Origin of the sequence: Chloroflexus islandicus, assembly GCF_001650695.1 — a bacterium.
GTDB lineage: Bacteria > Chloroflexota > Chloroflexia > Chloroflexales > Chloroflexaceae > Chloroflexus > Chloroflexus islandicus.
In genome coordinates this window covers 33830-60202 of the sequence record NZ_LWQS01000050.1, presented here as the reverse complement: position 1 = coordinate 60202, position 26373 = coordinate 33830, and the positions used below count along the sequence as shown (strand labels likewise).

Sequence of the window (26373 nt, the reverse complement as noted above, 5' to 3'; positions counted from 1 at the left end):
ACTGCCGCACTCCATAGCTTTTTGACACGCCATCAGCACGCGACCGACCACTAGCAAGCCGGCGGGCAAGAGGTTTCGGAATGGCGGCAGTTTGACTGCCGCACTCCATAGCTTTTTGACACGCCATCAGCACGCGACCGACCACTAGCAAGCCGGCGGGCAAGAGGTTTCTTGAATGGCGGCAGTTTGACTGCCGCACTCCATAGCTTTTTGACACGCCATCAGCACGCGACCGACCGCCAGCAAGCCGGCGGGCAAGATGTTTCTTGAATGGCGGCAGTTTGACTGCCGCACTCCACAGCTATTTGCGCAGCGCACATGCTAAGAGCACGAGACCAACCGCCAGCAAACCGCTGCCGGTGCTCAAGATGAAGGCGGCCAAACGTTGCGCCGGCAGGCCGGCCAGTTCAGAGCGCGGCAGGTACCATGCCCAGTGATCAACCAGATGCTGGTTGGGTGGATCGTAGTTCCATGCCCAGCGGGAGAGCGGATTCACCGGCAGCGGTGCGATCGCGGTATCAACCACTGCGAGCTCAACGCCACTCGCTGTAATCCCGCGCAACCGGGTGATGAGTGGTCCCAACGGCTCATTGCGATCGCTGAAACCAACGGCCATCGGATTCCACTCGCGCGCGACAATTTCAAGCTGTGCCTGACCGGGTTCGATGAGCAGGTGGTACACCCGCCGCTGGCCTTCCGGCAGCGCACCGAGATCGTTGCCGTTCAGACGCAGGCGGAGCGCACTGGTAGGCGCTTCGGCGGGACGCCAGTCGTCAATGACAAGCGTGAGACGGCCCCCATCCTCAGTTGCGCAGTTTACTACGCCGCGCTGCCCCGTGCGCCGCGGCAGGGCAGCGCCATCCGGCGCTTCCGAAGGATACATCCCGGCACCCAATTTGCATACCGGTGGTGCAGTGGCGTACCGCTGCCAGCGTTCGGCCAACAAACACCAGTGCCCGATGAGCGGCGATGGCTCGATCGGGCACTGTTGCTCTGCTGGCGGAACGTAAACCACGTAGGTATCAAAATTCAACAGCACGCCCCCCACATTGCCGGCAAAACCGAGGAGGCCGGTGAGCACGGCCAGCGCCACGCGCCGGTACGTAGCCGCCGGTTGCCGTGCCTCGCGCAAAAACATGCCGGCCCCAAGAACGATGAGTGGCGCTATCACTGGCAGCAGAAAGCGCGGCCCCCATACGCCACCGCCTTGCCACTGGCCCCACCCAGCATACAATCCGAGGTGTGAGCAAAAGAGCCCAATCACCAACAGCACAACCGCCCGTTCACCACGCTGCCAGAGGGCGATACCACCCGGAATAGCCAGCAAGATCGGCGGTGCAAAGAGAAATACGCTCTTGCCGGGACTGAACAACATGCCGGTGAGACCGGTGAGGAACGGCGTTGTAAACTCGTAGGCTTCACTCGCATAGCCCGACGCGATCGGCGTGCCAAATCGAGCAAGGTTGTACCAGATGAAGAGCAACCCGCCCGGAATCATTCCGCTGATCCACACGGCCACAAGGCCGAGCGTCTGAGTGATGCGTCTGCTGATATTGGTGAAAGGGGCGAACTGTGACGCATTGGATGCGCTCATCGAACTGCGCCACGCCTCCCACAGCACGTAGACGCCGAAGACCGGCAAGACAATACCCGCCGCAATCCGCGTTACCAGCAAGAAACCCGCGGCAATCCCAGACACAAATAGGGCCAGCCAGCGCGCGATCGGTCGCTGGTATGACCATGCCGCATGCGCGCGTTCGGCAGCGATCAGGATCAGCAAGCCAGCCAACGGTTCCGAGAAAAACGTGCGGGCATAGGGCCACGCCAAGGTCGCCAGACCGTAGAGTAGGGCAAGGATGACCGCCCAACCCTTGGTTGCCCCCAGCCGCAACGCCCACAAGGCCAGCACAGCGCAGGTAGCGGCGGTGAGCAGACCATTGAGCGCCGTCACCGCAAAGCGCGTCGCGTAATCGGCCCGTGCGCCAGACGAAGCAATCAGTTCGCCAAGCAGATGAAACGGGATGGCCAGCAATGAAGGGAGCACGCCAAAGGGCGAATAACCTCGATCGTCCAAACCGGGACGCAACGCCACGAACGGCGACTCTGCTATTGCCACCACCGCGACATCGCCCCGCTCGATCAGGCTACGGGTTACAGCCAACATCGTCTCTTCGTCGGCTGAATAGGTATGGCCGCTCATAGTGAGCAGGTAGAAACCGCAGAAGATTAGGAAGATTGCGCTCGCGAGACGCATAGCAAGAGCCTTGTGAGAGATGCGAGACCGCCTAATGGATTGCTAGGCGCAACGCGGCGATTATACCAAAGAACCAGTTTGGCGCTCGCGCAAGAGATTGGTGCGGGCGCTCTCTTATGTCATTGCGAGCCGAGCGGAGCGAGGCGAAGCAATCCCCCACGAGCACGGGAGTAATCCTCTCAGTGTTCGTTCTCGCTGAAGCAGGAGATTGCTTCGGGGGCTGCGCCCCCTCGCAATGACAACTGGGTACGCCCCCTCGCGTTCGGCCTGTCATTGCGAGCCGAGCGCAGCGAGGCGAAGCAATCCCCCGCGAGCACGGGAGCAATCTGAGCGCAGATAAAATACGTTGTTTACCGCAGCAGGTGCTGAACACGCAGAGGGTGAAAGGGCGAAAGATACAAAACCCTTTGCGCTCTTTGCGTCCTTCGCGCCTTTGCGTTAAACCCTCTGCGTCCTTAGCGTCCTTTGCGCCTTTGCGTTAACCCCCTCTGCATCTTGGCTCGCTTTGCGTCGTTGCGTTAACCCTCTGCGTCTTGGCTCGCTTTGCGCCTTTGCGTTAACGCCTTTTGCGCTCCCTGCGTCTACAAGAGCGCGCACGCTGTCTGCTCTAACCAGAGACACAACCTTGACAAATGAAACCGGCTGTGCGATAAGGTGGTAGCTCGCTACGAAAGCAAACCCATACCACTACCCGGCTAGTGTCCGATACAGGAGTACCCACATGTACGAAATCGGCGTCAATGCCCAATTCGAGGCCGCCCACCGGCTGGAAGGCAATTTCGGCCCGGCCACCCGCATGCACGGCCACACCTACCGGCTAGAGGCGATCGTGACCGGCCCGCACTTGCAGCCCGATGGCACCCTGTTTGACATCACCCGTCTGCACGAAGCGGTTAACGCGATTGTGGCCGATCTGCACTACCGCGATTTGGGCACCGTGGAAGGGTTGCATAACGTGAACACAACCGCCGAACATGTCGCTCGCTACTGTTGGGAACGGATTGCGGCTGCACTGCGCGGGAGCGGTCTCACCACGCTGACGGTGAGGATTTGGGAGAATCCGCAGGCGTATGCGGCGTATGGCAGTGCGTTAGAGTGAGAAATGAACAGACCACGCCAATAGTATGCGGGCCAGCGGCCCGCCCTCCGTGGGCATTGAAAAGCATGCGGGCCAGCGGCCCGCGCTCCGTGGGCATTGAAAAGCATGCGGGCCAGCGGCCCGCGCTCCGTGGGCATTGAAAAGCATGCGGGCCAGCGGCCCGCGCTCCGTGGGCATTGAAAAGCATGCGGGCCAGCGGCCCGCGCTCCATAGATAGGACACCTCCGCGCCCTCTGCGGTCGATACCTTTATGAATCTGCACCTCGCCTTTCTCACCGTCGGCGATCCGAACCGGCTCACCGGCGGCTATCTCTACCACCGCGAAGTCTTCCGGCGCTGGCGCGCGCAGGGCCATCGCGTTGACGAAATTGTGTTAGGGCCGGCGGATGTCGCCGGGCAACTGGCGGCTGCACCGCTGGCCGGCGCACAGGTGCTCGCCGGCCAGTACGACGCGCTGCTGGTTGATGCGCTGGCACGGGTTGTCGTTGCGCCGTGGCTGGATCACTGGCGCGCGCAGCGTCCGCTGATTGCGCTGATCCACGAGTTGCCGGCAGTGGCCGGGGCAAGCGACCCGCGGGAACGGGAATGGGAACAGGCCCTGTTGCGCACCGATGCGCTGGTGGCGGTGAGTGATGACGGCGCGGCCACCTTGATCGCACGCGGAGCTGATCCGGCGCAGGTCTTCGTTGCGTCAGGAGGATGCGACCGTCTGCTGGCCCGCTTGCCGGCAGGCGTGCTACGCGAGCCGCTGGTGATCGCGATTGGGCAATGGATCCCGCGCAAGAATCTGGCCGGCTTGGTGCGAGCATGGGGGCAAGCTGCACGCCCTGATTGGCGATTGGAACTGATCGGCGAGACTGAGGCCGATTCAGCCTACGCTGCCGAAGTCTGGCAAGCGGTGCGTAGCTGCTCTGCGCCGGTGATAGTCCGTGGCACGCTTACTGACGATGAGCTAGCTAACCTCTACGCACGGGCCAGCGTCTTTGCCCTTCCCTCACGCTTTGAAGGCTACGGCTTGGTCTTTGCCGAGGCGCTGGCCTGCGGGTTGCCGGTGATTGCCGGCGCAGTCGGGCCAGTGCCGGCGCTGGTAGGTGATGGCGGCCTGCTCGTACCGCCCGACGATGAAGCAGCGCTGGCCGCTGCGCTACACACCATCATCACTGATACCGCCCTGCGCGCGCGCCTCAGCACCGCAGCGTGGCAACGCGCCGCCGCCTTACCGCGCTGGGATGACACGGCGCAGCGCTTGTTGGCGGCAGTGTTATGGACGATTAGGAAGCAGCAACCGCCTACGTTCTGACAAAATCGTCATCCTTTGCCACCCCTCTTGTGAGAGCGATCGACGGGTGTTACAGTAACAAGTGGTATAGACCTGCCCACACTGTAACTGGTTCTGCAAAGGGGAACTCTAATGTATATCCACCGAGTCGCCCTTACCCTCCTGAGCGCCATGCTGGTTGTGCTCCTCGCCGCCTGCGGTGGCGCAGCCAGCAACCCGTCGCCAACCCCAACCACGGAAACCCCGCCTACGCGCACACCACGCCCAACAGCAGCGGCAAATCCAGCAGCTACCGCAGCGCCAACGACGGCAACCGAGCCAACCGCCGCTGCGGGAGGCGCAACCGAACGCCCGCCGGTCACGAACACCGACATCGACGTTACGGCGCTCGGCAATGTGCAGGTCGAGATGAAGATTGACGGTTTGCTGAAGACCGAAGGCCAAGCCGATGAACCGATCAAACTGTCGTTCCTCGAAATTTGGCTGCAAAACGGCGATCGCAGCCTCACCATTGAGTCTGATTCGCCGGATACCGGAGTATCGCGCATCATCTACCTCCAAATCGGCGCCCAAGCGTACCAGTATGTCGAGAGCGGCTCTGATCGGAACTGCCTGAACATTACCGGCAGCGACATGTTCACCGGCAGCATCTTGACACCTGATTCGCTGATTGGCGATCTGCAAGATGCCCGGCTCGCCGAACGCGGCGTGCGCGTCAATGGCTTTACCACCGACCGCTACACCTTCAACCTCACCGAGCAAGCGCTTGGCTATCAAGGGCAAGCCAACGGTGAAATCTGGGTATCATCCAACCCAGCAGTCGTTGTCCGCCATGTAGGTGAACTCACCGGCACGATCACCGGCGATGCACTCGATGAAAGCGGTGCACCGCTGCCCGGCGCACTCAGCAATCTGCGCTGGGAGTACAACGTTACCAAGCTCACCGGCAATACAACTCTCACCCTGCCTGAAGTATGCGAGCAACTGCAAGCAACCGGCGCTGACATTCCATTGCCGCCCAACATCAGCAATCAGATGCGGATGGGTGAGTTGATCAGCTTTGAGACGACCGACTCGGCAGCAACTATGGCCACGTTCTTCCAGACCGAGATGGTTGCGAACGGTTGGCAGGCGGGTGAAACCAGCCAATACGGCGACACCTACCAACTCACGTTTAGCAAAGATGGTCGTACCGCGACGGTCATGATCTCAACCGACAACAATAAGACGTCGGTGATCATTTTGCTCGCGTCGTCGTAGGCGCAGAGGCAGGTCATCACTCTTTCGTAGAACGCTGTGGCATACTCAAGTCTGACACCCCTAGCGTATCCTCGCTAGGGGTGTCGTTTTACCGAACGGTTTCTTCGTGCCGCTCGCGCGCGATCAATGCCGGCAGGAAGGCGATGTCGGCCCGCTTGCCATTGCGCGCCGCCATAGGTGGCGCAGCACTCCTCAACGGCAGCATCTCGCCAGAGAAAGAGGTTGCTTCCGGAGCTTCGCATCCGCGCAAGCCAACAGGGTGCAAGGCACTGTCAGCACCAATCGTTTAGATACGGACACAGAGGAGGATGCCATTGCGAGCAATCAGCCAGAGCGATACCGTTATGGGTCATTTAACGACTGTCAGAACAGCACCGAAACGCACGTTACAGACCAAGCGTCTCTATGAAGCTGCTTATCGTTTCTTTTTGCCAAGCAAACACATAGTTGGCAAGAAGACAAACCCTATTCACTGGCTACATACCGGCTATTTGCATCTCGAATGGAAGATGCATCGTGAGTCGTATCCACTCCTAACAAACATGACATCCCGCAATCCACGCAATGCCGGTTGACAACCGGTGATGAAGCTCGCAACCAATCCTAACGCAACAATCGCGTACCAATGCGTTAGATGACGATTGGCACACAGCGCCAAGCAACGTTTCCTGCCAACCTACAATATTCCACATGGTGGAATTATATACCATTTCTAAACCCGCCTTGAGAGCGATCTCGCTGCTATCCTGACAAACTTTTCATCTTTGCTCTCCCTTGTGAGACCCTCTCTCGCATGCTATAGTGCTCTCGGCATGCTAAAACGTTATCATTTTAGAGAATGCATTCTCTCCCTGTCCACCGGGGAAGCGCCAGCACAACGGCGTGCGGTCTCTCCGCTCATCCACCGCTAATGTACCAGTACTCAAACCAGAACCATCACACAACTGCGCAAGGGGAGATTTCGATGAATCTGGCTAAAATCCTGACCGCTCTGCTCAGCCTGAGCTTGATTGCATTGCTGGCCGCTTGCGGCGGCACAACCAGCAATCCTGCGCCGGCGGCTGGCAGCTCGACTTCTGGTAATACTACCGCTGGCAACGTAGCCGTGAGCGGCAGCGCCTCGGACAGCGGCGCATACGGAAACGTTACCGCCGGCAATGTCAACGTCTCCGGCAATGCCTCTGACAGCGGCGCATACGGCAATGTCACCACTGGCAATGCCAACGTCTCTGGCAGTGCCTCGGACAGCAGCGCAGCGGGCAATGTCACTACCGGCAATGCCAACGTCTCCGGCAATGCCTCTGACAGCGGCGCCTCCGGCAACGTTACCACTGGCAATGTCACGATTGGCGGCAGCGCTTCGGATAGCGGCGCCTCGGCGAGCGTCACCGTGGGCGGCGTCACCGTGGGCGGCAGTGCTTCGGATAGTGGTGCATCGGCGAGCATTTCTGCCGGCGGCGTCACCGTGAGCGGCAGCGCTTCGGACAGTGGCGCGTCCGGCAGTGTTACCACCGGCGGCAGTGCCTCTGGCAGCGCATCCACCGGCGGCAGCGCATCCGGCAGCGCCTCTGGCGCAACGGCGGCTGAGGACGAGATTCCGCTGCCATCCAATATTAGTAATGTGGTGAAGGCTCCCGGCGTGATCACCTTTGACGCTGCCGGCGCGGCTGCCAGCATTGCCACCTTCTACAAGACCGAAATGCCGGTGCGGGGATGGGGGCAAGGCGATAGCGTTGAGGTGGAAGGCGGCGTGTATGAACTTACCTTCACTAAGGATGGGCGTGAGGTATCGATTAGCATCACCTCAGCCGGCGCCAAGACCTTAGTGGTGATTACGTTCCTCTAACGCTCGACTCGTAGCGCATAGAGTGCGGCAGGAAGGGCTGCCGCACTCTTTGATAAACGAGGGTCAACTTTCCCTGTTGACAAACCGCTCACGCTGTGGTATCCTCTTCGCGGATCGTCATTTAGGCAAAGTACACAAATCTATGGCCGCTCACTTTGTAAGCCTTATCCTCCTCGTACTCGTACTCCTCCTTAGCCTTATTGGCGGGTGGAGCAAACGTGTTTAGGGAGGGGATGGTCACAAAGCCCCGGCTCAGGATGCAAGACTGAACCTCCCGCCCTGCGGGAGGTTTTTTAGTACCCGTGCGAGGATACGCGATGCGGCTCATCACCATCATTATCAGCTTTTGGCAACAACGTGCGTTGCAGCCGCGACTCGCGCTTGCGCCGGCAGTGATCACCCGGCGTCGCTAACCTACGTTTCGTTCACCGCCGCCTCGCCAGCGCATTGCCCCGCGGCTGGCCGCTCACATCGAGGTGAGCAGCGGCGCAACGCCCCACTGCTGTGGCCCGTCGGTTGTTGGATCGGTCGTCGCCAACGGTACAGCGCATCGCTGCGCTTGCCACCGTTGGGTACGGCTGCGCACACAGGTTCTGTTCCAGACACATCACGACAGGAGTAGTTCGATGACCAAACCACTCACCGGCGCCCAGATTATGTGTGAGGCCCTCATCCGCGAGGGGGTCGAAGTGATGTTCGGCATTCCCGGCGGCGCGATTATGCCCTTCTATTATGCGATGTGGGATTATCGCGACCGGCTGCGCCACGTGCTCTGCCGCCACGAGCAGGGGGCCGGCCACGCCGCCGAAGGCTACGCCCGCGCCACCGGCAGGCTCGGCGTTTGTATCGGCACCAGCGGCCCCGGCGCGACCAACCTCGTCACCCCGATTGCCGATGCGATGATGGATAGCACGCCGTTGCTGGCGATTACCGGCCAAGTCGGCAGCCACGTGCTCGGCAAAGATGCCTTCCAAGAGACCGATATCACCGGCATTACGATGCCGATCACCAAGCACAACTATTTGGTGAAGAATGTTGATGAACTTCCCTACGTCTTCAAAGAGGCGATCCACATCGCCACCACTGGCCGGCCCGGCCCGGTGCTGATCGACATCACCAAAGATGCGATGCAGAAGACGACGGTGCCCAATTGGGATATCAAGCTCAACCTGCCCGGTTATAAGCCGACCTATCAGGGCAACCGCCGCCAGATCCGCGAAGCGATCAAGCTGTTGATCAGCGCCAAGAAGCCGTTGATTATCGCCGGCCACGGGATCATTATGGCTGGCGCCCACCGCGAGCTGCAAGAGTTCGCCGAGCGGCTGCGCATTCCGGTGATTACCACCTTGCATGGCATCGGCGCGATCCCCGAAAATCACCCGCTCGCGATCGGCATGCCCGGTATGCACGGCTGGGTGCATGTCAACCGCGCGATCCAAGAGTGCGATGTGCTGTTCAACATCGGCGGTCGCTTTGATGACCGCGTGACCGGCAAGGCCAGCACCTTCGCCCCCAACGCCCGGATTATCCACGTTGACATTGATCCCTCTGAGATCGGCAAGAATGTGCGGGTGGATGTGCCGATCGTCGGCGATGCCCGGCTGGTGTTGCAGGCGCTGCTCGAAGACTTGCCGCCGCCCAGCGAGCTGGCCGAGTTGCATACCCACGCTTCCGATTGGATGGAGCACATCCGCGAGATGCAGGATAAGCATCAGGGCAAGCAGCAGTACAAGAACCGGGCCGCGATGGCCAATATGTCGCTGCCGCCGCACGATGTCTACGAGGCGCTGAGCCGCACCCTCAACGCGCGCGGCAACTACCGCGTCGTCACCGACGTCGGCCAGCATCAGATGTGGGCGGCCCAGTTGATCGACTGGAACCAAGGCCCGCGCACCCATATCACCTCGGGCGGCGCCGGCACGATGGGGTTCGCGGTGCCGGCGGCGTTGGGAGTGGCGATTGCTTACCCGAACGAAACGGTGTGGGCGATCGTCGGCGATGGCGGCTTCCAGATGACCAACCAAGAGATGGCGACGATCATGCAAGAGGGTCTGAAGAATATCAAGGTGGCGGTGATCAACAACGGCTACCTCGGCATGGTGCGCCAGTGGCAAGAGCTGTTCGAGCACAAGCGCTACAGCGGCACCCCCCTGTCTGGCCCCAATTTCGCCAAGCTGGCCGAAGCCTACGGTTGGAAGGGGATCACCGTCGAGCGGAGCGAAGATGTGCAATCCGCCATCGACGAAGCGCATGCCACCGATGGCCCGGTGCTGATCGACTTCCGCGTCGAGCGCGAGGTCAACGTCTTCCCGATGGTGCCGCAGAACAAGTCGATTGGCGAGATGATCCTCTCGGAGTCGCAGGCGTAAGGGCGTAATCATTACCGTCATCTAAGGAGTCGCAACCATGAAGAAGCATACCATCGTCGCCCTCTTGCAAGATCGGCCCGGCGTGCTGAGCCGCGTGATCGGGTTGATCCGCCGCCGCGGCTACAATATCGAGAGTCTGGCCGTTGGTCATAGCGAAACCCCCGGCGTGAGCCGGCTGACCATTGTGGTGGAATCAGAGCATGTTGAGCAGGTCGTCAAGCAGCTCTACCGCTTGATCGAGGTGCTGAAGGTGAGCGATGTCACCGACGACCCGACGGTTGAGCGCGAGATGACGATGATCAAGCTGCATGCACCGCCGGCGGCCCGCCACGAGATCATCTCGATGTGCAGCGTGTTTGGGGCGCGGATCGTTGATGTTGGCTCGAACACGATGATTATCGAGATGACCGGCACCCCCGGCAAGGTTGAGAATTTCATTGAGGTGGTGCGCCCCTACGGCATTAAAGAGATGATGCGCACTGGCCGCATTGCCATGGTACGCGGCGCGCGCGGCCACAATGCCGGCGAGTATGTTGAGCCGGCCACCAACGGCGTAGCTGTACCGGCGCTTAACTAATTGTGCGATCCTCTGAGACGCCCCTTACGGGCGTCTCAGTGGTTCTTACCTACCGCGCGCGGCGGATGGTCGCCGCATGAGTATGAGGAATAACACAACATGGCAGAGCTGTACTACGACAATCAGGCCGATCTCAACCGCTTGAAGAACAAGCCGATCGCAATTATCGGTTTCGGCAGCCAAGGCCACGCCCACGCCCGCAACCTTGCCGATAGCGGCCTCGATGTGCGGGTTGGCTTGTACCCCGGCTCGAAGAGCTGGAGCAAGGTCGAAGCGGCGGGCTTGAAGGTCATGACGGTCGCCGAAGCGGCCCGCGAGGCGCAGATTGTCATGATTTTGACCCCTGACATTGGGCAAGCCGATCTGTACCGCGAGCACATCGCGCCAGCGATGGAACCGGGCAAGACGCTGATGTTCGCCCACGGCTTCAACATCCGCTTTGGCCAAATCGTGCCGCCCGCAGGGATCGACGTGAGCATGGTCGCGCCCAAAGCTCCCGGCCACCGCGTGCGCGAGGTCTTTGTGCAGGGCGGCGGCGTGCCGGCGCTGATTGCGGTTGAGCAAGACGCGACCGGCGGCGCGTTTGAGGATGCGCTGGCCTACGCCAAGGGCCTCGGCTGCACCCGCGCCGGCGTGTTGCGCACCACCTTCGCCGAAGAGACCGAGACCGACCTGTTCGGCGAGCAAGTGGTACTCTGCGGCGGCGTCAGCGCGCTGGTCAAGGCTGCCTTCGAGACGCTGGTCGAGGCTGGCTACCAGCCGGAAGTGGCCTACTTCGAGTGCATGCACGAGCTGAAGCTGATCGTTGACCTGTTCTATCAGGGTGGTCTCAACTACATGCGCTATTCGGTGAGCGATACCGCGGAGTGGGGCGATTACACCGCCGGCCCTAAGATCATCACCGATCAGACCCGCGCAGCAATGCGCCAGATTCTGGCCGACATCCAGAGCGGCGCCTTCGCCGAGGACTGGATCGACGAGAATCACAATGGCCGGCCTCGCTTCAACGCCTATCGCCAAGCCGATATCAACCACCCGATCGAGCAGATTGGCCGTGAATTGCGCCGCATGATGCCCTTCGTCAACCCGCGCGAAGTCAAGCCGGGTGAGGGCGGGGCGTAAAGCGTTAGCGGCAAGGCCATGCCTTGCCCCCGCATGAGCGGATTGCACCTGCACAAACTATACACGCACCTATGTCATCGCGAGCCGGCTAGGGGCATCACGGGGCGATGCCCCGCCCGGCGAAGCAATCCCCCACGAGCACGGGAGCGATGCGCTCAGACACCCATCCCGCCAAAGCGGGAGATTGCTTCAGGGCTGCGCCCCTCGCAAGGACAGGAGGACAGGGGGAGCGGTGCGCTCAGGCACCCCTTCCGCCAAAGCGGGAGATTGCTTCGGGCGCTCCGCGCCCTCGCAATGACAGCAGGGGCTGCGCGCCCTCGCAATGACAGGAGGCGCTGCCTCAACGCTGAACTTTGCCCGCCCCTCTCCCGCGCTAGTGGGAGAGGGGCTGGGGATGAGGGCCGTCAGCCCGCGCAGCGGGCTTCGTACCCCTAGCCCGGCCCTTCAGGGCCGGGCGCCGGAGCCGATGTGCTGTCCGCCCCCTGAACGCGCGCACGGGAGCGGTACGCTCAGGCATCCATCCCGCCAAAGCGGGAGATTGCTTCGGGCGCTCCGCGCCCTCGCAATGACAGCAGGGGCTGCGCGCCCTCGCAATGACAGGAGGCGCTGCCTCAACGCTGAACTTTGCCCGCCCCTCTCCCGCGCTAGTGGGAGAGGGGCTGGGGATGAGGGCCGTCAGCCCGCGCAGCGGGCTTCGTACCCCTAGCCCGGCCCTTCAGGGCCGGGCGCCGGAGCCGATGTGCTGTCCGCCCCCTGAACGCGCGCACGGGAGCGATGCGCTCAGACACCCATCCCGCCAAAGCGGGAGATTGCTTCGGGGCTGCGCCCCTCGCAAGGACAGGAGGAAAGGGGGAGCGATGCGCTCAGGCATCCATCCCGCTGAAGCGGGAGATTGCTTCGGGGCTTCGCCCCTCGCAAGGACAGGAGACGATCCGCCCCTCGCAAGGACATGAACCAACGATACATATCAGGAGGCACCAATGACCAACACCACCGAACCGAGCGTAGATTACGTCCGTATTTTCGACACGACCCTGCGCGATGGCGAGCAGGCCCCCGGCTGCACTATGACGCTGGAAGAGAAGCTGGAGGTCGCTCGCCAATTGGCGCGCCTGAAAGTGGATATTATCGAGGCCGGCTTCCCCGCCGCGTCGCCCGGCGACTGGGCCGCAGTGCATGAGATTGCCCGCGAAATCGGTACGCCCGATGGCCCGATTATCGCGGCGCTGGCCCGCGCTAACCGCGACGACATTGACAAGGCGTGGAGCGCGATCCAGCCCGCGGCGAAGAAGCGCATCCATACATTTATGTCAACTTCTGACATCCACCTCGAATACCAGTTCCGCAAGACGCGGGCCGAGGCGCTGCAACTCATCCACGAGATGGTGAGCTATGCCCGCTCGTTGTGCGAGGATGTCGAGTTTTCGCCGATGGATGCCGGGCGCACCGATCCGCTCTTCTTGCGCGAGGCGGTGGCAGTGGCGGTGGCAGCCGGCGCAACCACGCTCAATATCCCCGATACGGTTGGCTATCTCACCCCCGACGAGTACGGCGCGATGATCCGCGATCTGCGCGAGCATGTGCCGGGGATCGAGAACTGCATTCTCTCGACCCATTGCCACGACGATCTGGGGATGGCGGTGGCCAATTCGCTGGCGGGTGTGCGGGCCGGCGCGCGGCAGGTGGAGTGTACGATTAACGGGATCGGCGAACGGGCCGGTAATGCTTCGCTCGAAGAGGTGGTGATGGCGCTGCATACGCGCCAGCAGTATTACGGCTTGCGCACCCGGATCGAGACGCGCGAAATCGCTCGCACGTCGCGGCTGGTGAGCAGCTTTATCGGCGTGCCGGTGCCGCCTAACAAGGCCATCGTCGGCGCCAACGCCTTCGCCCACGAGTCGGGCATCCACCAAGATGGCGTGTTGAAGTATCGCCAGACCTACGAAATCATGAGCGCCGAGACGGTCGGTCTCGACAGCAATACGCTGGTGCTGGGCAAGCATTCGGGCCGCCACGCCTTCCGCAAGTACCTCGAAGAGAAGGGCTATACGCTGAACGATGACGAGTTCCAGCACGTGTTCACCCGTTTCAAGGATTTGTGCGATCGCAAGAAGAAAGTGGACGATCGCGACATCGAGGCCTTGATCGCGGGTGAGATGCAGCATACGCCAGAGTTGTACAAGCTCGATCACGTGCAGTATGCTTCGGGAGTGGGCATGATCCCGACCGCCACCGTGCGCCTGATCGGCCCCGATGGCCAAACTAAGATTGATAGCGCGCAGGGCACCGGCCCGGTTGATGCGGTCTATCAAGCGATTAACCGGATTATTCAGCGCCCGAACGAGCTGATCGAGTTCTCGATCAACGCGATTACCGAGGGGTTGGATGCGGTGGCCGAGGTGACGGTGCGCATTCGTGAGCAGGGTGCGCCGGCCCGCCTGAACGAGAGCAGCAGCACCGCAACGAGCCTGACCGGTCGCCGGCAAGCGCAGCAAATCTTTAGCGGCTACGGCGTCCATACCGACACCATTGTCGCTGCGGCCCAAGCGTATATGGCGGCGTTGAACAAGATGCTGGCCGCCCGCCAAGAGCGGATTAAGGCCGAGGCGATGGCCTATTCCGCCGGGTATAGCGGCGAAGCCGGCACGCTGCCGGTGGACATTTTCGGCGGGAGCACGTTGGGATAAGGGCGTGGGGGTGACGGGTGCGTCACCCCCACCGGATAACAAACACCATGGATACGATTGCTTATCTTGGCCCGCCGGGCACCTTTAGCGAAGAAGCGGCGCTGGCATACGCAGCCGGTCGCGATGCGCGCTTGCTGCCGCTGGCCAGCATTCCGGCGGTGGTGACGGCGATCGAAACTGAAGCAGCGACCGCTGGCGTGTTGCCGATCGAGAATCTGTTGGAGGGCAGCGTGAGCTATACGCTCGACCTGCTCATCCACGAAACCAACTTGCAGATCGCTGGCGAGATTGTGGTGCCGATCCGCCAGTATTTGCTGGCGCGGCCCGGCTTGCAACTGAGCGACATCAAGGTGCTCTATGCCCACCCGCAGTCGCTGGCCCAATGCCGGCGCTTTGTCGAACGCTGCTTGCCCGGCGTGGCGACGGTCGCCTCGCTGAGCAACTCAGCCGCTCCTGCTGAGGCATTGGCCGACGAGCGGCCAGCGGCAGCGATCGGCACTTTGCGCGCCGCCGAGCTGGTCGGGGCCAGCATTTTAGCCCGCGAGATCGCCGATAGCCCGCACAATGTCACCCGCTTCATTGTGCTGGCCCGCGAAGACTCGCCACCTACCGGCGATGACAAGACCAGCTTCTGTTTTGGGTTTACCCGCGAAGACCGGCCCGGCAGTCTGGTCGGCGCATTGCAAGAATTGGCCGCGGAAAACATCAACATGACGAAACTCGAGTCGCGCCCGACTCGTGCTATCTTAGGGCAATACATCTTTTTAGTGGACATTAACGGCCATCACCGCGACCCGCACGTTGCCCGCGCCCTTGAGCGCATCCGCCAGCACACCGGGATGCTAAAAATCTTCGGCAGCTACCCGCGCTGGCAAGGCGCGAACGGCAACCACCACCCATCGCGGCAAGGAGAGGAGAGATGAGCAAACCGCGCACCCTGTTTGAAAAGGTCTGGGACGCGCATCTGGTGCGGCCAGAGACGCCGGAGACGCCGGCAGTGCTCTACATTGACCTGCATTTGATCCACGAAGTGACGTCGCCGCAAGCATTCACCGAATTGCGCCAGCGCGGCTTGCGCGTGCGCCGGCCCGACAAAACGCTGGGGACGATGGATCACAGCACGCCGACCACGCCGCGCAACCATCTCGGCATTATTCCGGTGATTGACCCGATGGCGATCAGCCAACTTGAGCAATTGCGCAAAAACTGCGCCGAGTTCGGCATTCCGCTGTTTGAGTTGGGTGATGAGAATCAGGGTATTGTGCATGTGATCGGGCCAGAGCAGGGGCTGACCCAGCCGGGGATGACGATCGTGTGCGGCGATAGCCACACCAGCACCCACGGCGCGTTCGGCGCGCTGGCCTTTGGCATCGGCACCTCGGAAGTCGGCCACGTGCTGGCGACCCAGTGCCTCTTGCAGCGCAAGCCCAAGACCTGCGCCGTGCGGATTGATGGCCGGCTCGGCCCCGGCGTGACGGCGAAAGATATTATTCTGGCGCTGATCGCTAAATACGGCGTCGGTGGCGGCACCGGCTATGTCTTTGAGTATATGGGGGAAGCGATCCGGTCGCTCTCGATGGAAGAGCGGATGACGATCTGCAATATGAGCATCGAAGGCGGAGCGCGGGCTGGGATGGTTGCGCCCGATGACACCACCTTTGAGTACATTGCTGGCCGGCCATTCGCCCCCAAAGGGGCCGATTTCGAGGCCGCCGTGGCGCGCTGGCGCACCTTGCCCACCGACGAGGGAGCGGTCTTCGACCACGAATTGACCCTCTCAGCCAGCGAGTTGAAGCCGATGATTACTTACGGCACCAACCCCGGTATGGGCATTCCCATCGACGCGCCAGTGCCACGCCCGGAAGATATGCCTGACGCGCGCAGCCGGGCCGCGCTCGATAAGGCGCTGGCCTATATGGGTCTAGAACCGGGCAAGCCACTGTTGGGCCACCCAGTGGATGTGGTCTTTATCGGCTCTTGCACCAACTCGCGGCTCTCTGATCTGCGCCAAGCGGCCCAATTCTTCCGCGGGCGCAAGGTGGCGCCGGGGGTGCGGGTGATGGTCGTGCCCGGCTCGCAGCAAGTCAAACGGGCCGCCGAAGCGGAAGGTCTCGATCGCATCTTCAAAGAGGCAGGGGCCGAATGGCGCGAAGCTGGCTGCAGCGCCTGCTTGGGGATGAACGACGATAAGGTGCCGCCGGGCAAGTATGCGGTCAGCACCTCGAACCGCAACTTCGAGGGCCGGCAAGGGCCGGGAGCGCGCACTATGCTCGCTAGCCCATTGACCGCCGCCGCCACCGCTGTGACCGGCGTCGTCACCGACCCGCGCACGCTGATGAATTAGTAGGGGTAATGCACTGCATTACCCTAAGGAAGGGTCATGCACCGCATTGCCCTAAGGAGAACCGCATGGAACCTATCTCAACCATCACCGGCAAAGCGGTCGTCTTGCCGGTTGAAAATATCGATACCGACCAGATCATTCCGGCGCGCTTCCTCAAAGTCACCGATAAGAGCGGGTTGGCTGCCGGTCTGTTCGAGGCGTGGCGCTATCTGCCCGATGGCGCGCCCAATCCCGACTTCCCGCTCAACCGGCCCGAAGCGGCAGGCGCGACGATCCTGATCAGCGGGCGCAACTTCGGTTGCGGCAGTTCGCGCGAGCATGCGCCGTGGGCCTTGCAAGACTACGGCTTTCGCGCGGTCATTGCACCCTCGTTTGCTGACATCTTCCGCAGCAATGCGCTCAAGATCGGTTTGCTGCCGGTGACGATCGAGCAGGCGATCTACGACGAGCTGGTAGCCATGTACGCCAACGACCCGCAGATGGCGCTCTCGATCGATCTGGCGGCGCAGACGGTCACGCTGCCCGATGGCCGGCAGGTGAACTTCCCGATCGATGCCTTTAGCAAATACTGCCTGCTGCACGGGGTTGACCAGCTCGGCTTCTTGCTCAACCAAGCGGAAGCTATTACCGCTTACGAAGCGAGCCACCCGCAACCGGTGAAGACCACCGGTTGATGGATGTGCCAACTACTCATAATCGCTACGTTTACTATGCAACCAACCGGCGCTGCATGCGTTATTATAGGTAAGAGCAGCAGCGCCGGGCTGATTCTGCGCATCGCACCAATCGTCCCATGCATCGACTTGCCCGCTGGTTCTTGATTCTCTGTCTCATGTTCTCGGCAACCCCGTTGCACGCGCAACCGGCGGGTGGATGGAATGTGGCTGAGTTTCTGGCCAAGCAACCCGGCCCATTGAAAGACCTCCGCATTGACGGGCGCAGCGCGGCCCAGATCATCGAAGAGCAGAGCAACTACTACGGGGTTAGCCCATTCTTAACTCTTGCCCTGCTCGAAGCGACCGCCGGTCTGCTCAGCAATCCCACCCCGCCAGACGCAGCGATCACCCAACCCTTCGGCACGCACGGGCCGGTTGGCTTTGCCGCGCAGATCGAGTGGGCGAACCGCGAACTGCGCGCCGGGTTGGGGCCATACCAACAACCGCCAACCGTCCGGCTGCGCGACGGCTTGACGCTGACCCTCTCGCTCGATGAACCGGCGGAATGGATTGCGATCAAGCGCTTTCTGGCGCAAGAACGCGATTCGGCTGAGTGGTTAGCGGCCATCAAAGCGACGCACGCAGCCTTGCGCAGCTACTTCGATGGCCAACTCGCGCCGCCAGCCACCGTTGCGGCGGATGTCACCGGCTGGCTGCGCGCGCCGTGGCCATTGGGCACGCGGGTCACGCATCTTGCCTACTTTGACCACATGTACCCGATGGTCGATCTCGGCGGCGACGGCAACAGCGAGATGATCGACTATCTGGGCCGGCGCAATGTGCAATACAACAGCCACGACGGCCACGATTACGTCTTCCCCGATGCGCCGTTCGCCACCCCCATCCTCGCCGCCGCCGCTGGCACTGCCTATGCCTTCAACGAATCGCGCGGGTTAGGCGTGGTCATCGTCCACCCCAACGGCTACGAGACGGTGTATTGGCATCTTAGCGCGCTCGATCCGATCTTCACCAACGGCAATGGCGTGCGCGTCACCGCCGGCCAGCAGATTGGCGTCAGCGGGGCCAGCGGCGTGAGCGGCACGCCACACCTGCACTTCGAGGTACGGCGTTGGGAAGGCGGCATTCGCAAACAGATCGATCCGTATGGCTGGTACGGCCCCGGCCCCGACCCATGCCCGGCGTATGCTGGCTGCGCGGCCAGCACGTGGCTCTGGCACCCTGATTTGATCGGGATGTACGATTTTACGCCTCCCGACTACACGCCGCCGCCGAGCGATACCACACCGCCGGTCGGGACGATGCGGGTCGCGCCGCCGGCTGATCTGCTGCTGGCTGTCACCTTCGACGGCCACCCGCTGCAAACCGTCGGGCAGGGGTTGCCGCAGATCAACGGCACGCCAAGCTTTGGGCCGGGCCGGTTCGGGCAAGCGGTGCGCAGCGACCGGGCGGAAATTGCCTTCCCCACCACCGGCAACCTCGATCTCGAACGCGGCACGATCAGTCTGTGGGTCGAAGTACCAGCTAGCTACCCAACCAACAGCCTCAACCGCCATTACCTCTTCGCCGCCAGCGCCGACCCGGACGGCGCGCCGGTCTACACCGGCACCCTAGCCCTGCGTCGCGACCGGCTCGGCCCCGACGGCAGCGCGCAATGGACATTCTGGACGGTCGGGGATACCAGCAGCGGTGAAGATCTGCTCAGCGCGCCGGACACTTTAGCGACGGGATGGCATCACTTCGCCGTGAGCTGGGACACAACCAGCGGTACGAAGGCGCTGTACATTGATGGTACCTTAGTCGCTGAACGCAGCAACACCGTCTTGCCAATCATCACCGGCGCGCACCTGCACCTTGGCCGCTTCAGCAGCGGCGGCGCCGCCGCCGGAGTGCGGTTCGACGAACTCGCCATCTTTGCGCGCGCCCTGACCACTGCCGAGATCGCCGTACTCGCGACAACGCCGCCACTCGCGCCAGAACCGATCGCCGTGACCGAGCGCGCCATCCGCATCGACACCAATGCGCTGGATGACAACGGCGGGATCGCAGCGGTCATCCTCGGCATCAACGGCGAGCTGAGCGACCCAATGCCCTACTACGACAGCTACCGCTGGAGCCTGCCGGCGATCGAAGGCGAGCACATCGTCGAAGTGCGTTACCTCGACCGGGCCGGCAATACGACGGTTGTCTCACAGACGGTAGACCTCAACCTGCCACCACAAGTAGAACTGAATACCGAATGGATCGAGGAGGCGGCGGTACGGCTCACCATCAACGCCGCCGATCGCGACCTTCCGATCGAGATGCAATTCAGCGCCACACCAAGCTTTGCTGACGCGCCGTGGTTGCCGTTATTGCCAGAAGTGCGCTGGCGGTGGGATGAAACGGCACTCCCGCGCTTGTTTGTGCGCTTCCGCGATGGCGCTGGATTGACGAGCGAGCCGATTGAGATTGGGAGGCGGTATCAGGTATTTGTGCCGGTGGTGGGGAGGTAACACGAGGCACGAACGAGCAAGATCCTGTAATACCACCCTTGAACGCATCCGTGATTACATCCGCGCTACCCCCCGCGTATGGCGCCGTGATCGCAATCCTACCCACGCTTAACATGCTCATTACATGGGCTTAACCGGCAATGTATATAGTAGTAGACGCAAGTGTCCGCCTTGAGTAAGGGAATTGCCACTATGCGTCTCCGTGGGTTGACCATGTTTGTCGCCGTCGCGCTGCTGATTGGCGCGATCAGTCCGTTGCCGGTATTCGCAGCATCGCCAGCCCCTACCTTTACCCTGCTCGCCAGCTACACTACCGGGCTTGGCAATTTGTCGGGGGAAACGGTGGCCTTTGGCCGCAACCGCATGTTCGCCACGAATAGTACCAGCAACTCGCTCGATATTGTCGATCTGAGCAACGCAAGTACACCTACCCGGCTGAGCCGGATCGATCTATCGCCGTATGGGGCCGGGCCGAACAGCGTCGCTGTGCGCGGCAATCTGGTGGCGGTGGCAGTGGAAGCCGATCCGAAGACTGATCCCGGTTTTGTAGTCTTTTTTGACCTCAATGGCGCCTATCTGAATCGGGTGCAAGTGGGGGCATTGCCTGATATGCTGACCTTCACCCCCAACGGACGGCTGTTGCTGGTAGCAAATGAAGGTGAGCCGAGCGACGATTACACGATCGATCCCTACGGCACGATCAGTATTATCCCGGTCAGCGGCAATATCCGCCGCCTGAGCGATCGCGATGTCATCCACCTTGGCTTTGCCGAGTTTGAAGTTGGCGGCATGTACCGCGACCAGTTCGACCCGGCGACCCGTATCTTTGGGCCGACTGCTACCGCTGCCGATGCAGTGCAGAAGAATCTGGAGCCGGAATACATCACGGTGACGCCGGATAACCTGTTTGCGTATGTGACGCTGCAAGAGAACAATGCGATCGCCAAGATCGATCTGCGCTACTTCTGCATCGAGTGGGTGCGTTCGCTTGGCTTGAAAGATCACAGCCTGCCGGGGAATGGGATTGACGCCAGCGACCGCGACAATGCGATCAACATCGTCAACTGGCCGGTGTTTGGCATCTATCAGCCGGACGCGATTGCAAGCTACCGCGTGCGCGGGCAGACCTATCTCGTGACTGCGAACGAAGGCGATGCGCGCGAGTATGCTGGCTACGCGGAAGAGGTGCGGGTTGGCGCGAGCCGGTACCGGCTTGATCCCACCGCCTTCCCCAACGCGACGGCGCTGAAGAACAATGCGGCGCTAGGCCGGTTGACCGTCAGCATTGCTAGCGGCGATCTCGATGGCGACGGCGACTTCGACCAGATTCACGTCTTTGGCGCTCGTTCGTTCTCGATTTGGGATGCCGAAGGCCGGCTGGTGTTCGACAGCGGCGACCAGATCGAGCGGATCGTAGCCGAGACGTACCCTGCTTTCTTCAACAGCAACAACAGCGCCAACGATTTCGACACGCGCAGCGACAACAAAGGGCCGGAACCGGAAGGCGTCGCGCTCGGCGCGATCCGCAACCGGACGTATGCCTTCATCGGGTTGGAACGGCAGGGGGGCGTGATGATCTTCGACATCAGCAACCCAGCAGCGCCAACGTTTGTGCAATATGTCAACAACCGTGACTTCAGCAGCGCCGCCGTCGGGCCAGACAGCGGGCCTGAGATTGTGAAGTTTGTGCCAGCCAACCAAAGCCCGACCGGCAAACCGCTGTTGCTCGTGGCAAACGAGGTCAGTGGAACGGTGAGCATCTACGAGGCGAATTGAGTAGTTCGCAACCCTCGCCCCTTCTCTCGTGTGGTGAGAGAAGGGGCGATTCTTGCTATCTCCCCCGCCACCACGCCAACGCTAGCCCGCCAATCAGGTGCAAGGCCAAAACACTCATGAAATAGACAGTATGCGGGCCAACCGTTTGGCGAGCAGCTTCGGGAGCAAGGATCGTCTCGATACGGGCCGCGACAAAGGGGGTAAAGAAGTAGAGCGCACCGCAGCACGCTGCCGCCAACCGCCATTCATCACGCCGCGAGGCCATCCAACCGAGAAAGACGGCAAGCGGTGTGGCGAAAATCGCCAGCGCCAACCAGCGCAAAACCTCAGCGTTGCGGGTATCGCCGACAGTATAGTAAGCGGCAGCGGCAACCGCCCACCCGATGAGCGTCGCAATCACGATAAACAAAAGGGTTCGGCTATCGCGGATCATACGCATTAGGGAGCAGGTTTCAACTCTTTTTGGCGGCGCAACCGGCGCTCAATCCGCTCTTGCAGCTTTTGGATCAAGGCCTGCTGCTCGGCGATCGCAGCCTCAATCCGCTCGACCTGATCTTCGAGCTGGGCCAATGTCACCACATAGCGCTGGCGCAGTGCGCCCTCTTCGCCATCGCTGCGCAGCGGGGCAATCTGCTGTTGCAGCCGCTGCTGGCGCTCAAAGATGCGCTGCCGTTCGCGCTCGTGTTCGGCAATCGTTTGTTCGGCGGCGCTGATCTGGCGGAAGAGATTAAGGATGGCGGAGAGTTGCTGGAAGGTATCTTGATCGAGCACCTTGTCGCGGAGGAATTCCTGCAACCGTTCGCCGCTGAGACTGCGAATCTCTTGCCGGCGCGAGAGCAGCCGGCGCTCGCAGACGACGAGTTCCGCCTTGCCAGCGGCAGGAACGGCCACCTGCCACCGGGCCAGTTTGCCGGCTTCGGCCAGCGGCGGCGGGGTGTCAACCAATTCGGTGTTCTCGGTGCGGGGATGCTCGATAATCACTGTGCAAGGATCGGCGATTGTGCTGGTGATCGTATACCGCCGGAACCGAAGCTGATACTCGTCAAGGAACAGATCGCCATCTTGGAGACGGAGACTGTGCAGTTGCTGCGTGGTGGATGAGGACTCTTCCACCGTCACCCCCAGCTCAACCGCGTGAAAGACGGTCAGTTCGGCGCCAGCGCGGGTAAAGGGCAGCACCGCCTCGCCGGCGTATTCGCCGTTGACCAACACTGTCGCCGGGCCTTGTTCGAGGGTTAAGCCCGTCTCATTGGTGAGGCGGATGGCGGCCAATGGGTGGCGTTCGCGCCGCGAGCGGTTGTAGACCAATTCGCGCCGGCCCGCCAACGTCACGCCAAGGATCGGCGCCATGGCCGACTTGCCCCGGCCAACGCTCACCGGCTGGGTCACGCGATAGGCAAACAACGCGCCGCGCTCTTCCCCAGCCGCGACCGGCGCGGCGCTCTCGGTCATCGCCTCGATCGAGACTGACGGCGGGGGAGCCTTCATAAATAGCATCTCCGGTTCCATTGATGCCATTGCGCGTAACCGCCGATCCTGCGGCGAAGCGACCTTTGGTTGCGGACGCGCTTCATCGCCGATCAGCGGACGTTCAGGCGTCTGCGGTTCGTAGAGCCGGTAGCGAAACGAGACTGGCTGGCCGGCGACAAGCGTCACTTCAACATCAACGAGGTCTTCTTCCAACTGGTTATCGAACAGGCCCCAGCCTTGCAACAAGCAACGGGCCGTGCCATCGTCGCCATCCTCGCAGAGCAGCCGGTAGCTGACCCGCCATGCCGGCGCCGGCGCGACATAGCCCACCAGCAGATCGTGCTCGCCGGGGGTGAGGTGAATGGTAGCGGTGCGGTTGCGCTCATCGTTGTGCGCGGCGCGCAAGAAGAAGGCGAGATCATTGTTGGCCGCGTCATCGAGCAGCTCAACGCGCGCCACCTCATCGAGTGGGATCGGACGCACCGCGCGCTCGTCACTCAAATAAAGGCTCACCAGCGCCCGCCGCAGCGGTTCTGCGGCTTCCACATCCACCCCGATCACAAACCCGCTGATCGTCTCGCCCTGCTTGCCGGTCAAGGTCAAGCGCACCATGCGCCCACGCAGATCGCGCAGCAGATCGAGCAAACTCTGCTTATCCGAAAGGTGAATGCTGCCGCGCGCGATGAGTGCAGCGCGGTCTTGGGGAGTAGCCACATCGATATTGCGCACCTGCCCGCTGCGGTCAATGACGATCAGGCTCTTGAGCACATCATCCATCGCCTCAAGCGGAAAGCTGAGGGTCAGGGTCTCGCCGCTCAACGTCCCGCGCCGCTCAAAATAGCCCACCCCGTGTTTGTAGAGCACCATCCGCTTCATAGGCAAGCTGCTCATGGCGTTTCTCCTGCTGCTAGCCCGTCAAGCCGTACCGGATTGTAGGCAGTGTACACCAGCCGGCTAACATCAGCAATCGCCCCGCCCAGCACTTCATCCGGCCAAGCCCATTGGTCGCCGAGCGGCTTGTAGACATAGATCGCCAGTACATAATCGCCACCGGGTGAGCGGACGATACCGGCATCGGCTTGGGTGTGCTCGATCCAACCCGACTTATGTTCGACGCGCACCCCGGCGGGGATGCCAGCCACCATGCGGGTATCGTCGGCATTCTCGGCCAGCAGATCGAGCATCTCTTGGCAGCGATCAGGGTTGAGCAAGGCAAACTTTTCCAGCAATACGCCCTCGCCGCGCGCGCACTCATCGATCATCCGGTAGAGCTGGCCCATCGCGTATGGCGTTGCCCGCAACGCGCAGCCAGTCTCGGCATAAGGCGGTTCGCCAACTGGATCTGGCGGCCCGCAGCGGAACTTGACATTGTAAAGCCGGATAAAATCGACCGCCTCGAATGGAATGTAGAGATGGAGATAGTCAAGACCGAGATCAGCCAGCATATCGCTCATTTGCTCGGCACCGCGGAAGGCCGTCTCGGTGTTTGTGCCACCGGCTCCCGCCGCCAAAATATCGTTGGCGGCCAGATTATCACTGTCAATGATCATTGCCCGCATGCTTGCCCATTGGCGTTCGCTGAATGCAGGCAGTTTAGTGTAGCCATACAGCATAATCGCCGTCTTAATCGTGCTGGCGGCGGAAAATACGGTGCGCGCATTCACCGCCACTTCTGTGCCGGTCGCCAGATCATAAAGGTAGACGCCGATCACGCCATCCCATGCATCGGCTATCGCTTCAAGCTGTTCGGTAAGCTGCTCAGGCGAAGCGTGCGGCGGCTCAGTAGGCCAGCGAGTGAGGAAAATGGGATCGGCGAGTTGGCCACGGCTGAGCAAACCGCTGACAATCTCCAGCGAACGTTCGAGATCAATCGCACGTCCGGGCCGATAGGCAAAGCTGCGCGAGAGCACCTCGGTCGCGGTAATGACGGTCAATTCTGGCGCACTGGCCGATGCAGCAGCAAACGCCGTTATCTGTTCACGCAAGGCTGCTTTATCAAAGGTGAGCTGCAACGGCGCCGAAATTGGCTGATCGCTGCCCAACGCCGGCTGCACTGCGGCTAGCATTGCCGGCACATCGGGAAGCAGGTTTATCGAGGATGGCTCGATCGTCGTTGCATACTCGCCGGCGACCAATTGCACTGGCGTAACACGTTCAGCTAGCGCGGCGGTCAGGGCCGCTTCCGCTTCAACCGTAGTCATACCACCGATTGACACACCGGCCACTTCGGTACCGGCAGCATAGACCGGCACTAACGGCGGTAGGGTGACAGGAGTGATTGCCGATGGCGTTGGCGCCGCAGCGATCAACGCATCGGCGGGTAACGGACGGGAAGCAGAGCTACATCCGGCAAGGATGGCCACGCAGAGCAGGGCGATGGCAAGAAAACGGGGCCGGAGGTTCATGGTCGTGTTCATGCTCCTTTGTGGTGTAGATTGGTGGGCAATTGTTAGTTTCACCCTCTCCCGTTAGGGTTCAAGGGTTGATGGCGTTGCGATGAGCTGGTGTACCCTCACCCCCAGCCCCTCTCCCAACGGCGCGGGAGGGGGGTGCAGCGCCAAGCGTTGCGGTATTGTACAGCGATCAACGGCTGTGATCGACCCAATCGTCTGTCCACCTCTCAACCCGTTAGGGAAAGGAAACCCTTTTGCTAGCCTACGCGAAACTCCTTTGGGCAAAAGGTTGCGCGTCGCTTCTGCCAAGCAGAACAGCGCGCACTTCCCGCTACCAAGGGGAAGCGAGCGGGGTAAAAGCGCAACAGGCATCGTTCATCAATCCACAAGTAGCCAGTTACTGATCTGGTTCAAGGTAGAACGTGAGCGGATAGCCGGCCTCGCGAGCAGCGTGATGCGCCTGATAGACCCGCTCTTGCGCCTCTTGGAACGGCAACACCGTCACCAGCGCGCGCCCTTCGTAATGCGCCGTAAGCATCACCTGTTCGGCGCGGGCCAGATCCAGTTCAAAAAAGACGCGCAACACGATCACAACAAAATCCATTGGCGTCACGTCGTCATTTTCGACAATGACGCGATATGGACGCTCAAGCTCTTCATCGCTGGCAACCGCAAAGGTAACGGCGGGCCGCACGACGACTGTTGGTTGTTCAGTTGGCATGGGCTGC

General features: G+C 61.5%; 18 protein-coding genes. 13 read left to right on the top strand and 5 right to left on the bottom strand.

Annotated elements, in window-relative coordinates; genetic code table 11:
* Nucleotides 1-301: 301 nt before the first annotated feature.
* Entirely contained in the window at nt 302-2254 is a 1953-nt protein-coding gene (locus A6A03_RS09555; protein ID WP_066787032.1) for a hypothetical protein, read from the bottom strand.
* 721 nt (nt 2255-2975) lie between these two features.
* On the opposite strand from A6A03_RS09555, the gene A6A03_RS09550 reads away from it, so the two are divergent.
* The 13 genes from A6A03_RS09550 (at nt 2976) to A6A03_RS09480 (ending at nt 21782) form a co-directional block, all read left to right on the top strand.
* Complete coding sequence (locus tag A6A03_RS09550; RefSeq protein WP_066787029.1) at nt 2976-3353, top strand: 6-pyruvoyl trahydropterin synthase family protein; 378 nt, start codon at nt 2976-2978, stop codon at nt 3351-3353.
* A 250-nt stretch (nt 3354-3603) separates the two neighbouring features.
* Nucleotides 3604-4653 (top strand): glycosyltransferase family 4 protein, encoded by a 1050-nt coding sequence (locus A6A03_RS09545; RefSeq protein WP_066787026.1) that lies wholly within the window; start codon nt 3604-3606, stop codon nt 4651-4653.
* Nucleotides 4654-4764: 111 nt separating this feature from the next.
* Entirely contained in the window at nt 4765-5892 is a 1128-nt protein-coding gene (locus A6A03_RS09540) for a hypothetical protein (RefSeq protein WP_066787022.1), read from the top strand.
* Nucleotides 5893-6856: 964 nt separating this feature from the next.
* On the top strand, nt 6857-7738 hold the full coding sequence (locus A6A03_RS20355) for a hypothetical protein (RefSeq protein ID WP_156525309.1): 882 nt from the start codon (nt 6857-6859) through the stop codon (nt 7736-7738).
* Between the two features lie 626 nt (nt 7739-8364).
* A complete protein-coding gene (gene ilvB / locus A6A03_RS09520) occupies nt 8365-10107 on the top strand; it encodes a biosynthetic-type acetolactate synthase large subunit (protein WP_066787011.1) in 1743 nt (580 codons plus the stop codon).
* 37 nt (nt 10108-10144) lie between these two features.
* On the top strand, nt 10145-10684 hold the full coding sequence (gene ilvN, locus A6A03_RS09515) for an acetolactate synthase small subunit (protein WP_066787009.1): 540 nt from the start codon (nt 10145-10147) through the stop codon (nt 10682-10684).
* A 99-nt stretch (nt 10685-10783) separates the two neighbouring features.
* Nucleotides 10784-11806 carry a ketol-acid reductoisomerase gene (gene ilvC, locus A6A03_RS09510; protein ID WP_066787007.1) on the top strand — a complete coding sequence of 341 codons (1023 nt, stop codon included), beginning with the start codon at nt 10784-10786 and terminating at the stop codon, nt 11804-11806.
* 980 nt (nt 11807-12786) lie between these two features.
* On the top strand, nt 12787-14493 hold the full coding sequence (locus A6A03_RS09505; protein WP_066787005.1) for a 2-isopropylmalate synthase: 1707 nt from the start codon (nt 12787-12789) through the stop codon (nt 14491-14493).
* A gap of 47 nt (nt 14494-14540) precedes the next feature.
* Entirely contained in the window at nt 14541-15416 is an 876-nt protein-coding gene (pheA, locus tag A6A03_RS09500; protein WP_066787003.1) for a prephenate dehydratase, read from the top strand.
* Complete coding sequence (leuC, locus tag A6A03_RS09495; RefSeq protein ID WP_066787000.1) at nt 15413-16837, top strand: 3-isopropylmalate dehydratase large subunit; 1425 nt, start codon at nt 15413-15415, stop codon at nt 16835-16837. Before pheA ends, leuC begins: the two co-directional genes overlap by 4 nt.
* 65 nt (nt 16838-16902) lie before the next feature.
* Nucleotides 16903-17511: a 3-isopropylmalate dehydratase small subunit gene (leuD, locus tag A6A03_RS09490; protein WP_066786997.1), complete on the top strand. Its 609-nt coding sequence runs from the start codon at nt 16903-16905 to the stop codon at nt 17509-17511.
* A 119-nt stretch (nt 17512-17630) separates the two neighbouring features.
* On the top strand, nt 17631-20006 hold the full coding sequence (locus A6A03_RS09485) for a LamG-like jellyroll fold domain-containing protein (RefSeq protein ID WP_066786994.1): 2376 nt from the start codon (nt 17631-17633) through the stop codon (nt 20004-20006).
* 192 nt (nt 20007-20198) lie between these two features.
* Nucleotides 20199-21782 (top strand): choice-of-anchor I family protein, encoded by a 1584-nt coding sequence (locus tag A6A03_RS09480; RefSeq protein ID WP_066786993.1) that lies wholly within the window; start codon nt 20199-20201, stop codon nt 21780-21782.
* Nucleotides 21783-21837: 55 nt separating this feature from the next.
* On the opposite strand, the gene A6A03_RS09475 is transcribed toward A6A03_RS09480, so the two are convergent.
* The 4 genes from A6A03_RS09475 to A6A03_RS09460 all read right to left on the bottom strand — a co-directional run bounded on the left by A6A03_RS09475 (nt 21838) and on the right by A6A03_RS09460 (nt 26366).
* Nucleotides 21838-22182 carry a hypothetical protein gene (locus A6A03_RS09475; protein ID WP_245668932.1) on the bottom strand — a complete coding sequence of 115 codons (345 nt, stop codon included), beginning with the start codon at nt 22180-22182 and terminating at the stop codon, nt 21838-21840.
* Nucleotides 22183-22220: 38 nt separating this feature from the next.
* Entirely contained in the window at nt 22221-24143 is a 1923-nt protein-coding gene (locus A6A03_RS09470; protein ID WP_066786990.1) for a hypothetical protein, read from the bottom strand.
* A complete protein-coding gene (locus tag A6A03_RS09465) occupies nt 24140-25669 on the bottom strand; it encodes a serine hydrolase (protein ID WP_245668931.1) in 1530 nt (509 codons plus the stop codon). Before A6A03_RS09465 ends, A6A03_RS09470 begins: the two co-directional genes overlap by 4 nt.
* Nucleotides 25670-26042: 373 nt before the next feature.
* Nucleotides 26043-26366: an ATP-dependent Clp protease adaptor ClpS gene (locus A6A03_RS09460; RefSeq protein WP_066786986.1), complete on the bottom strand. Its 324-nt coding sequence runs from the start codon at nt 26364-26366 to the stop codon at nt 26043-26045.
* Nucleotides 26367-26373 lie beyond the last annotated feature (7 nt).

Bases quoted from the DNA above. Each gene is read 5' to 3' on its own strand.
- A6A03_RS09555 (WP_066787032.1), bottom strand. From the start codon at position 2,254: ATGCGTCTCGCGAGCGCAATCTTCCTAATCTTCTGCGGTTTCTACCTG.
- A6A03_RS09550 (WP_066787029.1), top strand. From the start codon at position 2,976: ATGTACGAAATCGGCGTCAATGCCCAATTCGAGGCCGCCCACCGGCTG.
- A6A03_RS09545 (WP_066787026.1), top strand. From the start codon at position 3,604: ATGAATCTGCACCTCGCCTTTCTCACCGTCGGCGATCCGAACCGGCTC.
- A6A03_RS09540 (WP_066787022.1), top strand. From the start codon at position 4,765: ATGTATATCCACCGAGTCGCCCTTACCCTCCTGAGCGCCATGCTGGTT.
- A6A03_RS20355 (WP_156525309.1), top strand. From the start codon at position 6,857: ATGAATCTGGCTAAAATCCTGACCGCTCTGCTCAGCCTGAGCTTGATT.
- ilvB (WP_066787011.1), top strand. From the start codon at position 8,365: ATGACCAAACCACTCACCGGCGCCCAGATTATGTGTGAGGCCCTCATC.
- ilvN (WP_066787009.1), top strand. From the start codon at position 10,145: ATGAAGAAGCATACCATCGTCGCCCTCTTGCAAGATCGGCCCGGCGTG.
- ilvC (WP_066787007.1), top strand. From the start codon at position 10,784: ATGGCAGAGCTGTACTACGACAATCAGGCCGATCTCAACCGCTTGAAG.
- A6A03_RS09505 (WP_066787005.1), top strand. From the start codon at position 12,787: ATGACCAACACCACCGAACCGAGCGTAGATTACGTCCGTATTTTCGAC.
- pheA (WP_066787003.1), top strand. From the start codon at position 14,541: ATGGATACGATTGCTTATCTTGGCCCGCCGGGCACCTTTAGCGAAGAA.
- leuC (WP_066787000.1), top strand. From the start codon at position 15,413: ATGAGCAAACCGCGCACCCTGTTTGAAAAGGTCTGGGACGCGCATCTG.
- leuD (WP_066786997.1), top strand. From the start codon at position 16,903: ATGGAACCTATCTCAACCATCACCGGCAAAGCGGTCGTCTTGCCGGTT.
- A6A03_RS09485 (WP_066786994.1), top strand. From the start codon at position 17,631: ATGCATCGACTTGCCCGCTGGTTCTTGATTCTCTGTCTCATGTTCTCG.
- A6A03_RS09480 (WP_066786993.1), top strand. From the start codon at position 20,199: ATGCGTCTCCGTGGGTTGACCATGTTTGTCGCCGTCGCGCTGCTGATT.
- A6A03_RS09470 (WP_066786990.1), bottom strand. From the start codon at position 24,143: ATGAGCAGCTTGCCTATGAAGCGGATGGTGCTCTACAAACACGGGGTG.
- A6A03_RS09465 (WP_245668931.1), bottom strand. From the start codon at position 25,669: ATGAACACGACCATGAACCTCCGGCCCCGTTTTCTTGCCATCGCCCTG.
- A6A03_RS09460 (WP_066786986.1), bottom strand. From the start codon at position 26,366: ATGCCAACTGAACAACCAACAGTCGTCGTGCGGCCCGCCGTTACCTTT.